Annotated in this window: 12 protein-coding genes; 7 read left to right on the forward strand and 5 right to left on the reverse strand. The window is 66.8% G+C overall.

Features of this window, described 5'->3' with window-relative positions; genetic code table 11:
• Positions 1–122: 122 nt before the first annotated feature.
• The 4 genes from ACOQPC_RS13135 to ACOQPC_RS13150 all read right to left on the reverse strand — a co-directional run bounded on the left by ACOQPC_RS13135 (position 123) and on the right by ACOQPC_RS13150 (position 3,870).
• Positions 123–503 carry a response regulator gene (locus tag ACOQPC_RS13135; RefSeq protein ID WP_420606170.1) on the reverse strand — a complete coding sequence of 127 codons (381 nt, stop codon included), beginning with the start codon at positions 501–503 and terminating at the stop codon, positions 123–125.
• 133 nt (positions 504–636) lie between these two features.
• On the reverse strand, positions 637–1,512 hold the full coding sequence (gene nudC, locus ACOQPC_RS13140) for an NAD(+) diphosphatase (protein ID WP_420606171.1): 876 nt from the start codon (positions 1,510–1,512) through the stop codon (positions 637–639).
• On the reverse strand, positions 1,512–2,819 hold the full coding sequence (locus tag ACOQPC_RS13145) for a serine hydrolase domain-containing protein (protein ID WP_420606172.1): 1,308 nt from the start codon (positions 2,817–2,819) through the stop codon (positions 1,512–1,514). The genes nudC and ACOQPC_RS13145 overlap by 1 nt, the downstream gene beginning before the upstream one ends.
• A complete protein-coding gene (locus ACOQPC_RS13150) occupies positions 2,809–3,870 on the reverse strand; it encodes an A/G-specific adenine glycosylase (protein WP_420606173.1) in 1,062 nt (353 codons plus the stop codon). The genes ACOQPC_RS13145 and ACOQPC_RS13150 overlap by 11 nt, the downstream gene beginning before the upstream one ends.
• A gap of 26 nt (positions 3,871–3,896) precedes the next feature.
• Here ACOQPC_RS13150 and ACOQPC_RS13155 point away from each other — a divergent pair, with 26 nt between their 5' ends.
• The 5 genes from ACOQPC_RS13155 (at position 3,897) to ACOQPC_RS13175 (ending at position 9,712) form a co-directional block, all read left to right on the forward strand.
• Positions 3,897–4,469, forward strand: a complete 573-nt coding sequence (locus ACOQPC_RS13155) for a DUF721 domain-containing protein (RefSeq protein ID WP_420606174.1) — start codon at positions 3,897–3,899, stop codon at positions 4,467–4,469.
• Complete coding sequence (locus ACOQPC_RS13160; RefSeq protein WP_420606175.1) at positions 4,466–5,152, forward strand: DsbA family protein; 687 nt, start codon at positions 4,466–4,468, stop codon at positions 5,150–5,152. Before ACOQPC_RS13155 ends, ACOQPC_RS13160 begins: the two co-directional genes overlap by 4 nt.
• 91 nt (positions 5,153–5,243) lie before the next feature.
• Positions 5,244–5,984, forward strand: a complete 741-nt coding sequence (locus tag ACOQPC_RS13165; RefSeq protein ID WP_420606176.1) for a thioredoxin domain-containing protein — start codon at positions 5,244–5,246, stop codon at positions 5,982–5,984.
• A gap of 63 nt (positions 5,985–6,047) precedes the next feature.
• The gene (smc, locus tag ACOQPC_RS13170; protein WP_420606177.1) at positions 6,048–9,482 is read left to right on the forward strand and encodes a chromosome segregation protein SMC; all 3,435 of its coding nucleotides are present in this window, start codon (positions 6,048–6,050) and stop codon (positions 9,480–9,482) included.
• Positions 9,483–9,532: 50 nt separating this feature from the next.
• Entirely contained in the window at positions 9,533–9,712 is a 180-nt protein-coding gene (locus ACOQPC_RS13175; RefSeq protein ID WP_420606178.1) for a hypothetical protein, read from the forward strand.
• 25 nt (positions 9,713–9,737) lie between these two features.
• Here ACOQPC_RS13175 and ubiA read toward each other — a convergent pair whose 3' ends face one another.
• On the reverse strand, positions 9,738–10,652 hold the full coding sequence (gene ubiA, locus ACOQPC_RS13180; protein ID WP_420606179.1) for a 4-hydroxybenzoate octaprenyltransferase: 915 nt from the start codon (positions 10,650–10,652) through the stop codon (positions 9,738–9,740).
• Between the two features lie 164 nt (positions 10,653–10,816).
• Between ubiA and ACOQPC_RS13185 the strand changes: the two genes are divergently transcribed.
• Both ACOQPC_RS13185 and ACOQPC_RS13190 read left to right on the forward strand, forming a co-directional pair.
• Positions 10,817–11,569, forward strand: a complete 753-nt coding sequence (locus ACOQPC_RS13185; RefSeq protein WP_420606180.1) for a 16S rRNA (uracil(1498)-N(3))-methyltransferase — start codon at positions 10,817–10,819, stop codon at positions 11,567–11,569.
• Between the two features lie 175 nt (positions 11,570–11,744).
• The gene (locus ACOQPC_RS13190; protein ID WP_420606181.1) at positions 11,745–13,133 is read left to right on the forward strand and encodes a glutamate--cysteine ligase; all 1,389 of its coding nucleotides are present in this window, start codon (positions 11,745–11,747) and stop codon (positions 13,131–13,133) included.
• The last annotated feature ends 69 nt before the right edge of the window (positions 13,134–13,202 follow it).

The raw sequence follows: 13,202 nt of genomic DNA on the forward strand, positions 1-13,202 counted from the left end.
TGCGCTGGTCGGGAAGACGATGCGCCCTGCGATATAGGAAATTTCATGTCGCGTTTTTGCAATGACGTAGCGGCCACTTTTGGAGCCTTTGCACAACAATATTACGCGCCGCGACCGAGGGCTCAGGCGGCCTGGCGGTGTTTGGCGATGATGTCCTCGGCCTCGAACACCAGGAAATCGGGGTCGAACGGCTTGGTGATATACGCGTCGGCGCCGGTGTAGAGCGCGATTTCCTGATCCTTGCTGCTGGTGTTGCCGGTCAGCATCATGATCGGGACGCGGTAGAATTTGGGGTGGGTGCGGATCGCGTGGAGCGCGTTGAGGCCGCCCATCTTGGGCATGTTGCAGTCGAGGATGACGAGGTCCGGCGATTTGGCGCTGATCGCGCCCAGCGCGTCCTCGCCATTGCCAACCACGCCGATCGAATGGCCATAGGAGCGGAACGCCTCGCTGACGATGTCGGTGACGATCTCGTCGTCGTCGGCAATGATGATATGGGCCATGCTTGGCGCGTCCTTTGATCGAAACCGTTCGGACGCCAGCGAGTCGCTGGCACCCGGTACCCGCAAGCGGGTCATGACGCGTTATGCGGAAACAATGCTTTCGATTTGGTTGAAATGCGCGCACGGTCCGGGCTCAGTCCTGCAGTTCGAGCCATATCGCCAGCAGATGATGCGCAATCGCCAGCCTCGGTGGGGCGATGAACGGGGCGTCCGGCTCGCCCGCCATTGCCGCGCGCACGCCCGCCTCATCGACCCAGATTGCTTCCTCCAGTTCGGTAGTATCGATGGTCAGCGCGTCGTCCTCGGCGTCGGCGAAGCAGCCGATCATCAGCGAGGACGGGAACGGCCAGGGCTGGCTCTTGATGTAACGGATGTTGGACACCCTAATGCCCGCCTCCTCGTGCAGCTCGCGCGCCACCGCGCCTTCGAACGTCTCGCCCGGCTCGACGAAACCGGCCAGCGCGGACAGGCGGCGCGGCGGATATTGCGGCTGACGGCCGAGCAGCACACGGCCACCATGCTCGGCGAGCATGATCACGACCGGGTCGGTGCGCGGGAAATGCTCGGCATGGCAGTTCGGGCAGCACCGCGCCCATCCGGCCTTTTCGGACGCGGTTTCGCTGCCGCAGCGGGCGCAGAATCGGTGGCGTGCGTGCCAATCGACCAGGCTGCGCGCGGCGGCATAGATCGCTGCATCGCGCTCCGGCAGGGCAGCCAGCGCCTGCCACAGCAGCGGGATCGGCTGCCCCGGCCCCGGCGCATGGCCGACCGCCACGAAGCGCGGCGCGGCACCGTCCAGACCGAGCAGCAGCAGCTCGGCTTCGGGGTCCGCCTCGGCCAGGCTGCCCCAGGCGAGTCCGCCGTCCTCGGCGATGTCGGGATCGAGCCCGGTCATCCGCAGCAGCCGCGCGGACGGGCGCATCATTGCCGCGCGCAGGCCATCCGGATCGCTGCGCAGCAGATCGGCCCGATCCAGCCCGGGCGCGCAAAAGCCGGGATCGGCGACCATCAGGCGGCCACCTTTTCCCCAGCCTGTGCCAGCGCATCGGCATAGACCCAACCGATGAAATCGCTCTGAAAAGGGTAGACCTCGGACGGCATATATTGCGCGTAGCCCGCCGCCCGCAGCCCGCGCTTGCGGTCGACCGCGGCGATGGTCCCGGCCGCGCCCGCCCAGCCGTAGGTGCCCGCGCGCGGTCCGAGCCCTACCCGGCCGCCCGCGCCGAAGCCCTGCCCCGCGACCCAGGTGCCTGTCAGGTCCACGCCTTCGGGCAACAGATTGGACGTGCCCAGATCGACCGTCTCCGACCGCATCACCTGCTCGCCGTCCAATGTGCCATTGCCGATCAGCATGGCGAGGAAGCGGTCATAATCGCGCGCCGAGCTGACCAGCCCCGCGCCGCCGAACGGAAAGGCGGGCTTGTCGAGGAAAATGCTGGTATCGCCCGGATCGATCGGGATCAGCAGCCCCCCGATCACCGCATAATTGGTGGCGAGACGGCCCTTTTCGCTGTCCGGCACCTGAAAGAAGCTGCTGGTCATGCCCAGCGGATCGAACAAGCGCGTCTGCAGGAAATCGCCGAAGCTCATGCCGCTGGCGACCTCGATCACCCGGCCCATCACGTCGAGCGCGATCGAATAGCTCCATTGGGTGCCGGGCTCTGCGATCAGCGGCAGCGCGGCGACGCGGCGCGCGAACTCGTCGAGCGGAGGCACCTCGGCGCCGCCCTCGAAACCGGGAATCGGCTCGCGGCTGACCACGCCGGGTAGGATGCCCTGATCGAGATATTCCTGCAGCAGCGGGCCTTTGGTGATGATCGAATAGCCGAGCCCCGCGGTGTGGGTGAGCAGGTTGCGGATCGTGATCGGGTGCTTCGCGGGCACCGAATCGAGGCTGCTGCCCGGATCGGTGAGCACGCGCATCTCGGCGAATTCGGGAATGAAATCGGCAACCGGCTGGTCGAGCGTCATCCTGCCATCGCCGATCAGCATCATCGCGGCCATGCCGGTGATCGGCTTGGTCATCGAATATTGCCGCCACAGCGTGTCGCGATCGACCGCCACATCCGATTCGAGCGAGAGGTTGCCGGCGGTGATATATTCGGGCTCATCCGTGCCCCAGCCCAGCGCGGCGATCGCGCTCGCCAGCTTACGGGTTTCGACATAGGACCGGATTTTCGCGGTAACGGTGGGCCAGTCGCCGCTTTCCCGCGCCATCGCCCAGAGCGGCGACGGGGCGAGCGCGCATAAGCCGCCCATGCCGGCCAGCCCCAGAAATCCGCGCCGGTTCAGCTTGCTCAAACGCTCATGTCGCATGTCGCCTCATCTCCATAAATCGCTGCGCCGCCTTGGCGAACAAGGTCGGTAGGCCCGCCTCGTCCAGCCGCGCGACCGGCCAATATTGCCCGCCAACCATATCGGCTGGGGCGTCGATGCAAAGCGCCAAATCGAGCGTCACCGAAAAATGCGTGAAGCCGTGCCGGACCGCGGCGTGCTCGATGCGCCATGCGGCTTCGATCGGCGGCGCGCCATCGCCATTCGCGCCCGCGTGCCAACCATCGTCCGGAAACCCGCGCATCCCGCCGAGCATCCCGCGCGGCGGACGCTTGACCAGCGCCACCGCCCCGTCCCGCTCGATCCAGTAGGCGGTGCCGTGCCGCTCGGGCCTGGCCTTTTTCGGCGCCTTTACAGGGAATGCCTCCGGCTTGCCCGAGGCGCGCGCTTCGCAGGACGCACCGAGCGGGCAAATCAGGCATTGCGGATCGCGCGGGGTGCAGATGGCGGACCCGAGATCCATGAGGCCTTGCGCGAAATCCCCGGCCCGCGCGTCCGGCGTGATCGCATCGGTCGCCGCGCGGATCGCCTTTTTCGCTCCCGGCAGCGGCTCGGATATCGCGAACAGCCGCGCCGCCACCCGCTCGATATTGGCGTCGATCACCACCGCGCGCCGTCCGAATGCGATCGCGGCGATGGCGGCGGCGGTATAGTCGCCGATCCCCGGCAGCTTGCGCAGCGCCGCCTCGTTGTCCGGCAGCCGCCCGCCATGCTGTTCGGTCACCACCCGCGCGCAGGCGACCAGATTGCGCGCCCGCGAATAATAACCGAGCCCTGCCCATTCGGCCATGACATCGGCCTCGTCCGCCGCGGCCAGATCGGCCAGCCTCGGCCAGCGCAGAAGGAAGCGCGCGAAGCGGGGCGTCACCGCCGCCACCGTGGTCTGCTGCAACATGATTTCGGACAGCCACACGGCATAGGGGTCGGGTGTCTGCCCGGACGGCGCGCGCCAAGGCAAGCTGCGGCGATGGCGATCATAATATGCGAGCAGCCGCTCGGCGACGGCGTGGCGGTCTTTGATATCGACTGGCATCGCGCTTCTATGGCATGGGGGGCGCTATGGTTGAACCGACCACAGACAATCCGGGCACGAAAAAGTCCGCCAAACCGCATGTTAAGCCCAGGGCCAAGGGCCCGCGCCCCTATGCGCGTCCGCGCGGCGGAGAGGCCAAGGCGATCAGCGACCTGATGCCCGAGATCGGCCGCGCCGCCTTTCGCCGCTTCGGCTTCGTGCAAAGCTCGGTGGTCACCCGCTGGCCCGAAATCGTGGGCGAGCGCTATGCCGAGGTATCCGCCCCGCAGGCGATCCGCTTCCCTTCGGGCAAGCGCTCCGGCGGCACGCTGGAGCTTACCGTGTCGGGCGCGCACGCCACCTTGATGCAGCATGTCGCGCCGGAGATCGTCGAACGGGTAAACCGCTTTTTCGGTTATGCCGCGGTCGACAAGCTGAAGTTCATCCACGGCATCATAGAACCGCCCAAGGAGGCGCGGCTCAAGCGGGATGCCGGGCCGCCCTCGCTCAGACCCGTGCCGATGGAACTCGGTGAAGGTTTGCGCGATATCGCCGATCCCGAACTTGCCGCCGTGCTCGAATCGCTGGCGCGGCAGATGGCCGACAAGGATGTGACATGACATTGCGTACCCTGATCGCCGCGACCGCGCTTATCGGCGCCGTTCCTTTGCTGACCGCCGCCGCGCCCGCGCCCACCGCGCAGCGGGCCGCCAAAGTCTCGATCACCCCTGCCGGGGGACATCTGCTAGGCAGCGCCACGGCGCGCACCAAGATCGTCGAATATGCCAGCTATACCTGCCCGCATTGCGCCGTGTTCGAGACCGAGGCGGCGGGCGAATTGAAGGCGGATTATGTGCGCAAGGGCATCGCCAGTTTCGAGCTGCGCAACCTGATCCGCGATCCGATCGACCTAACCGCCGCCATACTCGCGCGCTGCGGCACGCCCGCGCAGTTTTTCGACAATCATCATCTGATCATGCGCAATCAGAATGTCTGGCTGTCGGCGGCCAAGACCGCGACACCCGAAACGCGCAAAAGCTGGTTCGAAGGCAGCTATACCGAACGCCTGGGCAAGATCGCGAAGGACACCGGGCTCTACCGCCTGATGCAGTCGCGCGGCTTCACGCCCGCGCAGCTCGACGCCTGTCTCGCCGACGAGAAAGCCCGAAAGCTCATCGCCGATATGAGCGAGGGCGGACAGAAGCTGGGCGTCAAGGGCACGCCGTCCTTCATGCTGAACGGCAAGCTGCTCGAAGACGTCTATGGATGGGCGGCGCTCAAGCCGCTATTGCCGAAAGCCTGAATGCCGACCGAAACCCCGACGAACGCACGCCGCCTCCACGCGGCGGAGTGCTCCGAGCCGTGGCAGTGAATTTATTAAGAAGGACTACAGGATGATCAAACCGACTTTCGCACTGGCCGCGCTTTCGCTGGCACTGGTTTCCTGCTCCGGCGGCGATGCCACGGACGGCGCTTCGGCCACGGGCGATCCGGTGGCGGCGGTCAAGCCGCCGTCGGGCGGAGACTGGACCGAGACGGTCGCGAAGACCGCCGATGGCGGCCATCTCATGGGCAACCCCGATGCGCCGATCAAGCTCATCGAATATGGCTCGCGCACCTGCCCGACCTGCGCGAAGTTCGATGTCGAGGGGATGGCGCCGCTCAAGAAGAATTTCATTTCGACCGGCAAGGTCAGCTATGAATTCCGCGAATATCCAGTTCATGGCGCGCTCGATCTGGCGCCCAGTCTGCTCGGCACCTGCGTCGAGCCCGCAGCGTTTTTCCCGATGCTCGACCAGATGATGGCCAACCAGTCCGATTTCCTCGACAAGACCGGCAGCCTTCCGCAGGAACAGCTCGCTGCGGTGCAGGACCAGCCGGACAAGGTCGCCACGATCCTCGCCGAAAAGCTCGGCTATCTCGATTTCGTCAAGGCGCGCGGCCTGTCCGAACCGCAGGCGCGTGCCTGTCTGACCGATCCCGCGCGGATCAAGGCATTCGCCGCCAATGGCGAGCGGGCGACCACCGAGTTCCAGGTCGGCGGCACGCCCACCTTCATCCTCAACGGCAACAAGATCGACACCAACAGCTATCAAGGCGTCAGCGAAGCGCTGATGGCCGCGGGCGCCCGCTAAGAAGGAGCGGCCTTTGCACCGGGGGGTTACAAGCGCGGTTTCGATATCGTCGGGCGCGGCCTCATGCGCCTGAAAAAGCTGCGCCTGGCCGGATTCAAGAGCTTCGTCGAGCCCGCCGAACTGCGCATCGAGCCGGGGCTGACCGGCGTGGTCGGCCCCAATGGCTGCGGCAAATCGAACCTGCTCGAGGCGATCCGCTGGGTGATGGGCGAGAACTCGCCCAAATCGATGCGCGGCGGCGGCATGGAAGACGTGATCTTCGCCGGCACCGCCACCCGGCCGCCGCGCCAGTTCGCCGAGGTTTCGCTGCTCGCCGAGGCCGAGGAAGGCACCGCCGGACCCGTCGGAATTGATGAAGGCGAAATCGAGATCGTGCGCCGGATCGAGCGCGGTGCGGGTTCGGCTTACCGCGCCAATGGCCGTGACGTGCGGGCCAAGGATGTCGCACTGCTGTTCGCCGACGCGGCGACCGGCGCGCACAGCCCGGCGCTGGTCAGCCAAGGCCGCATCGCCGCCGTCATCGCGGCCAAGCCGGCCGAACGCCGCATGATGCTGGAGGAAGCGGCGGGCATCGCCGGGCTGCACGCGCGGCGCAAGGATGCCGAACAGAAATTGCGCGGCGCGGAAACCAATCTGCAGCGGGTCGATGTGATGCTGTCCGACATGGACGCACGCGCCACCGCACTGCGACGGCAGGCCAAGTCGGCGCAGCGCTACAAGGCGCTGTCGGCGGACATTTTGCAGGCCGAAGCGCGGTTGATCCATGTCCGCTGGCGCGATGCACGCCGCGCCGCCGACGCCGCGCGCGCAGAGGCGGACGCCGCCGAAGCCACAGCGAAAGAGGCTGGCCGGCGCCGCGAAACCTTGCAGATCGCACGGCACGGCGCGTCCAAGGCGCTCGAAGCGGCCCGCGAACAGCACAGCCATGCGCGCGATGAGACGGCCAGAATCGATGCACGGCTGGCTTCGCTCAAGGCCGAGCGCGCGCAGCTCGGCGCGCGGCTGGCTGACCTGCGGCGACAGACCGAACAGATCGAGGAAGACCTGACCGAGGAGGACCGGAGGGGCCGCGAGGCGATCGAGCGGCTCGACGGGCTGCGCGAGACGATTGAGGTCGTCGGCGGCGAACTGGTGACGTTCGAAGGCGCGCGCCCGGCGGCGGAGCGCGAGCTCGATATGGCCGATCGGGCGGCGCGCGAGAACGAACTGGCGCTCGCCAAGGCGCGCGCCGAATTGGCGCGGATCGACGCCGATCGGCAGGTGGCCGAGGCGGCAAAGACGGCGACGCAGCGGCGGCTGGACGAGATCGCCGCGGACCGCGCGCGCGCCGAAGCGGCGCTGGCGGACTTGCCCGATGTCGCGGCGCTCAAATCGCAGCTGGCGGCAGCCGAGCAGCGCATCGCCCAGCAGAAAAAGGCCGCCGAGACCGCGGATGCTAATTGGGACACAGCCCGTGCCGAACGCGAAGCCGCGCGTGCGCGGGCCGACGAGTTGGCGCAATCGCTATCCGCACGGCGTTCGCAGCTCGCCGGGTACCGCGCCGAGGCCAAGGCAATCGAACAGGCGCTGTCCGCGCAAAAAGGCGGCGGGAAGCGCGCGGTCGACGCGGTGCGCGCCGCGCCGGGCTATGAAACCGCGCTCGCCGCCGCGCTCGGCGACGATCTCCACGCCGCGCTCAGCGACGATGCGCCGCGCTATTGGGCGGGAGCGGAAGCACGGGATGTTGCCGGGCCGAAGGGTGCGGACCGGCTTGGCGATCATGTCGAGGCACCAGACGCCCTCGCCGCGCGGCTCGCGCAAATCTGGGTCGTGAATGCCGATGACGGCCAGCCGCTCGCCACCGGCCAGCGCCTGGTCACCCGCGACGGGCGCCTGCGCCGCTGGGATGGCTTTACCGCGACCGTGCCCGTCGCCGGCGATCTGGCCGAGCAATTGGCGCGCCGCAACCGTCTGGGCGAACTCGGCACACTGATCGAGCGCGAGGCGGACGAAATCGCTGCGCTCGAAGCGCAGGAGAGCGCTCTTTCGGCGCAGCGCGACGCGATCGATGTCGCGATCGCCGGCGTACGCGAGCAGGCCCGCGCGGCGGAGGAAGCGGGCCGCGAGGCACGGCGCGACAAGGACCGGGCCGAGGGCCGGATCGAGCGCAGCGAAGGGCTCAGCACCGATCTGCAGGCGCGGCTCGACGCCAATGCCGACCGCAAGGTCGAGGCCGAGCAGCAGCTCGTGCTGGCGGAGACGGCCCTGTCCGAACTGCCAGAGGATGGAAAATTGCGTGGCCGCGCCGCCGAGCTCGAACAATCGGGCGATGCGATGCGCGATCTGCTCCGCACGCGGCAGGCGGCGCTTTCCGCGCTCGATCAGGCGCTCGCCGCGACCCGGGAGCGGCGCGCCGGGCTGCAGGCCGATATCCGCGCGCATGAAGGGCGCAGGAGCGAGGCCAAGGAGCGCCAGCTGGCGCTTGCCAAGCGCCGCAAGGCGACGGCCCAGCAACTGGAGACGATCGCCGGGCGCCCCGATGTTCTGGACGAGGACATCGGGCGGCTCGAAAGCGAACGCGCCGCCGCCGCCGAAGCGCTGGCGCTGCACGAGGCGCAGTTCGAGGAAGCGGGCACGGCCTTGCGCGACGTAGAAACCGAGCTGGCCGCCGCCGACGAGGCCCTGTCGCGCGCGCGCGAGCAACGCGCCGGAGCGGCGGCGCGCGCGGACAATCAGGAATCGCGGCGGATGGAGATGCTGCGCATCGCGTCCGAACGCTTCCAATGCGCGCCGCAGGATCTGCCGCAGGCGCATGACTTCGAGTCTTCCGACGAACGGCCAGCGGCCGAGGCATCCGCGCAGCTCGAAAAATTGCAGGCCGCGCGTGAGCGGATCGGGCCGGTCAATCTCGTCGCCGACGACGAATTGGAAGAACTCGATCTGGAGATCGCTACCAGCCGCGCCGAGGCCGAGGAGCTGGGTCAGGCGATCCACCGCCTGCGCGGTTCGATCGGCAGTCTCAACCGCGAGGGAAGACAACGACTGCTTAGCGCATTCGAGGCGGTCAACGGCCATTTCCGGCGGCTGTTCAGCACATTGTTCGAGGGCGGCGCGGCGCATCTGGAGCTGATCGAAAGCGACGATCCGCTCGAGGCGGGGCTGGAGATCATGGCGCAGCCACCGGGAAAAAAGCTGGCCGCGCTGACGCTGCTGTCGGGCGGCGAGCAGGCGCTGACCGCGATTGCGTTGATTTTCGGCCTGTTCCTGACCAATCCCGCGCCGATTTGCGTGCTCGACGAAGTCGATGCGCCGCTCGACGATGCCAATATCGAGCGTTTCTGCAACCTGCTCGAACGCATGACCAAGGAAACCGAGACACGCTATCTGATCGTCACGCACAATGCCGTCACGATGAGCCGGATGGACCGGCTGTTCGGCGTCACCATGGTGGAGCACGGCGTCAGCCGGCTGGTTTCGGTGGACCTCAATGCGGCAGAGGAATTGCTCGCCGCGGAATAATAATATTGCTCGCATTTGTAATTTCGGGCGAGAGCTGTTATAATGCTTTCATGCAACAACTAGACAAAACCGACTTTTACATTTTCACCGACGCCGAAGCCGATGCCCTCAAGGGCGGCTTGGTCGACGACATGAAAGCCCCCAGCCCGATCGTACCCAGCGGATGCGGCGCCATGATGCGCGTTGCCGAGCAGGACGATGTCGTGTTTCTGGAAAAAGCGCTTCCTTAAGGCTTGAGCGCCCTCGCTTGAGGCTTCAGGCGGATCCCACCACGAAACAGGCCAGGGCCATCAGCAGTCCCGCGAACCTGTTCGACCGGAATTTGGCCAGTGCATTCGCTCCGTTATCGGCGCGGAGCGTCGAGACTTGCCAGATGAAATGGCCCGTCACCGGCAGCAATGCCAGATAGGCGAACGGGTCAGGAAATCGCTGTCCCAACGCCATCAGCCAGAAACCCAGCGCCGCGGCGTAGCAAGCTGCGATACCCGCTTTCACCTGCCCGCCGAGCCGCAGAGCGCTCGAGCGTATACCTACGAGCGCGTCATCCTCGCGGTCCTGCAGCGCGTAGATCGTATCATATCCTATCACCCAGAAAATGCATCCGGCGTAGAGCAGGATCGTACCCAAAGGGAGTGTGCCGGTCCACGCCGACCATCCCACCAGCGCGCCCCACGAGAAGACCAGGCCCAGCCATGCCTGCGGCCACCAGGTGATGCGCTTCATGAAGGGATAGGCCGCGACCAGCGCGAGGCTGCCGAACGCCACCAGCCGCGCGGTCCAGTTCAACTGAAACCAGACGATTAGCCCGATCAGGCAGAGCAGACCCAGCCATATCCACGCCGCCTTGAGCGACACCGCCCCGCTCGCCAGCGGACGCGCGGCGGTCCGCGCGACCTGTCGATCGAGATCGCGGTCGACGATGTCGTTGTAGACGCAGCCCGCCCCGCGCATCGCGATCGCGCCGAGCAGCAGCCACAGCAGCAAATCCCAGCGCTCCGCCGCGCCCCCCGCCAGCGCCAGCCCGAAGGCGCAGGGCCAGAACAGCAGCCACCAGCCGATCGGGCGATCGAATCGCGCCAGCAGCGCATAGGGCCGCGCAGGCGCGGGCAGCAGGCCGGTGAGCCCGCGATGCTCGCTGTCGGGGACGGAGACGCCGTGATCGTTTCGCACCGGAGTTCCATAACCTGCTTGAAAGCGTGAAGTCGAGACGGGAGCGCGGCGCATCGACAAAACCGTCATGCCGGACTTGATCCGGCATCCAGGGTCCCATAGCGCAAACTTCACCGTTTACGCCCTGGATCCCGGATCAAGTCCGGGATGACGAGGAAAATGTGATGCCCGCAACCCCCGCCTGGCCGCCCCGCTCCTCCCCACGCCTGTTCGTCGACGAGCCGCTCGCCGAGGGCGCGGAGATCGCGCTGGACGGGCCGCCTGCCCATTATCTGCTCAAGGTAATGCGCCTTGCCGAAGGCGCGCCGCTCACGCTGTTCGACGACCGCAGCGGCGATTATGCCGCGACCGTCGTCGCCGCCGACAAACGCCGCCTCACCGTGCGCGCCGAGAGGCTGCTGCGCCCGCGCGACGAGGTCCCCGACCTTTGGCTGTGCGCCGCGCCGATCAAGCGCCAGCGCTTCGACTGGGTCGCCGAAAAGGCCAGCGAGCTGGGCGTGCGGCGCTTCGTGCCCGTGGCCACCGCGCGCGCGGTGGTCGACAAGATAAAGGAGGGCCGTCTGCGCGCGCATATGATCGAGGCCGCCGAGCAATGCGAACGCAACGCCTTGCCCGAACTGGCAGACCTGACGCCGTTTGCCGCGCTACTTGCCGACTGGCCGGGGGACCGGCAGCTGTTCTTCTGCGACGAGCGCGGCGGCGGCGGCTTTCGCGGCGCGCTGCGCGCGCATGACGGGCCGGCGGCGGTGCTAATCGGTCCCGAGGGCGGCTTTACTGATGAGGAGAACGCCGCGATCCGCGCACTCCCACAAGCGGTGCCGGTATCGCTCGGCCCACGCATCCTGCGCGCCGATACGGCGGCGGTGGCGGCGGTGAGCCTGTGGATGGCGGGACGTGGGGATTGGGATGGCAAATGATACTATCCGCAGCCCTGAGCCTGTCGAAGGGCGCTTCTCGATCGCAGCAGTCCGGGTCGATGCAAAACGTCCTTCGACAAGCTCGGGACTGGCGGTCTGGAAGGAGAGCCGATAAAGTCTTCAATCGCTACCCAACCCCTTCCCTTCCCGGCCCTTGCTTCCTACAGCAAGCCGCATGAGCACGCGGTCCACATCGACGAGCGACGATCCGGTCATCGAGAACCGCGACGATCTCCTTGCCCCCATGATTGGCGGGGAGAAGCCGAAGGCGGACTGGCGCATCGGCACCGAACATGAGAAATTCGTCTATTGCCGCGATAGCCACGCCGCGCCGAGCTACGCCGAGGCTGGCGGCATCCGCGATCTGCTGCTCGCGCTGCAGGATTATGGCTGGAAGCCGGTCGAGGAAATCGGCCCCGACGGCACCGACAACGTCATCGCGATGAGCGGCAATGACGGCACCGTCAGCCTGGAACCGGCCGGACAACTGGAGCTTTCCGGCGCCCCGCTCGACAATCTGCACGAGACCTGCGCGGAGGCCGGACGCCACCTGAACCAGGTGAAAAAGGTCGGCGCGGCCACCGGCAAAGGCTTTCTCGGGCTCGGCATGTGGCCGGACAAGCGCCGCGAAGACCTGCCGGTCATGCCCAAGGGCCGCTATAAGATCATGATGGACCATATGCCGCGCGTCGGCAGCCTCGGGCTCGACATGATGCTGCGCACATGCACCATTCAGGTGAACTTGGACTATAGCTCAGAAGCCGATATGGTACAGAAATTCCGCACTGGCCTTGCCTTGCAGCCGCTCGCCACCGCGCTGTTCGCCAATTCGCCCTTCACCGAGGGCAGGCCCAACGGCTATCTCAGCTATCGCAGCCATATCTGGTCGGACACCGATCCGCAGCGCACCGGCATGTTGCCCTTCGTGTTCGAGGACGGCTTTGGTTACGACCGCTACGTCGAATACATGCTGGACGTACCGATGTATTTCGTGTTCCGCGAGGGGCGCTATATCGACGCTGCGGGCCTGAGTTTCCGCGACTTTCTGGACGGCCGGCTATCCGTCCTGCCCGGCGAAAAGCCCACCGCCAGCGACTGGGTGGATCATCTTTCGACCGCTTTTCCCGAGGTTCGGCTCAAAAGCTTCCTCGAAATGCGCGGCGCCGACGGCGGGCCGTGGAACCGGATCTGCGCGCTGCCGGCGCTGTGGGTCGGGCTGCTCTACGACCAGACCGCGCTCGACGCCGCCTGGGGCCTGGTCAGGCACTGGACGATCGAGGAGCGCCAGACCCTGCGCGACGCGGTGCCCGAACAGGGCCTCAAGGCCGCGATCCCCGGCGGCGGCACCCTGCGCGATCTGGCCAGGGAGGCACTGGCGATCGCCGCGCAAGGCCTCACCGCCCGCGCGCGCCTAAATTCGAGCGGCGACAATGAAACCGGCTTCCTCGATCCGCTCCACGAGATCGTCGCCAGCGGCAAGACCCCCGCCGAGCGCCTGCTCGAGCGTTATCACGGCGCGTGGCATGGCGATGTGGCCCATGTCTACGATGAGGAAAGTTTTTGACGCGTTCGTCATCCCAGCGAAAGCCGGGATCTCAGGCGCGGTAGCGCTGCAACGGTGGAAAGATTCCAG

This window comes from Novosphingopyxis sp. (assembly GCF_965218915.1).
Classification (GTDB): domain Bacteria; phylum Pseudomonadota; class Alphaproteobacteria; order Sphingomonadales; family Sphingomonadaceae; genus Novosphingopyxis.

Coding starts and splice junctions, on each gene's coding strand:
- nudC (WP_420606171.1), bottom strand. CDS start 1,512: ATGGTCGCCGATCCCGGCTTTTGCGCGCCCGGGCTGGATCGGGCCGAT.
- ACOQPC_RS13155 (WP_420606174.1), top strand. CDS start 3,897: ATGGTTGAACCGACCACAGACAATCCGGGCACGAAAAAGTCCGCCAAA.
- ACOQPC_RS13165 (WP_420606176.1), top strand. CDS start 5,244: ATGATCAAACCGACTTTCGCACTGGCCGCGCTTTCGCTGGCACTGGTT.
- ACOQPC_RS13160 (WP_420606175.1), top strand. CDS start 4,466: ATGACATTGCGTACCCTGATCGCCGCGACCGCGCTTATCGGCGCCGTT.
- ACOQPC_RS13135 (WP_420606170.1), bottom strand. CDS start 503: ATGGCCCATATCATCATTGCCGACGACGACGAGATCGTCACCGACATC.
- ACOQPC_RS13185 (WP_420606180.1), top strand. CDS start 10,817: ATGCCCGCAACCCCCGCCTGGCCGCCCCGCTCCTCCCCACGCCTGTTC.
- smc (WP_420606177.1), top strand. CDS start 6,048: ATGCGCCTGAAAAAGCTGCGCCTGGCCGGATTCAAGAGCTTCGTCGAG.
- ACOQPC_RS13190 (WP_420606181.1), top strand. CDS start 11,745: ATGAGCACGCGGTCCACATCGACGAGCGACGATCCGGTCATCGAGAAC.
- ACOQPC_RS13150 (WP_420606173.1), bottom strand. CDS start 3,870: ATGCCAGTCGATATCAAAGACCGCCACGCCGTCGCCGAGCGGCTGCTC.
- ACOQPC_RS13145 (WP_420606172.1), bottom strand. CDS start 2,819: ATGCGACATGAGCGTTTGAGCAAGCTGAACCGGCGCGGATTTCTGGGG.
- ACOQPC_RS13175 (WP_420606178.1), top strand. CDS start 9,533: ATGCAACAACTAGACAAAACCGACTTTTACATTTTCACCGACGCCGAA.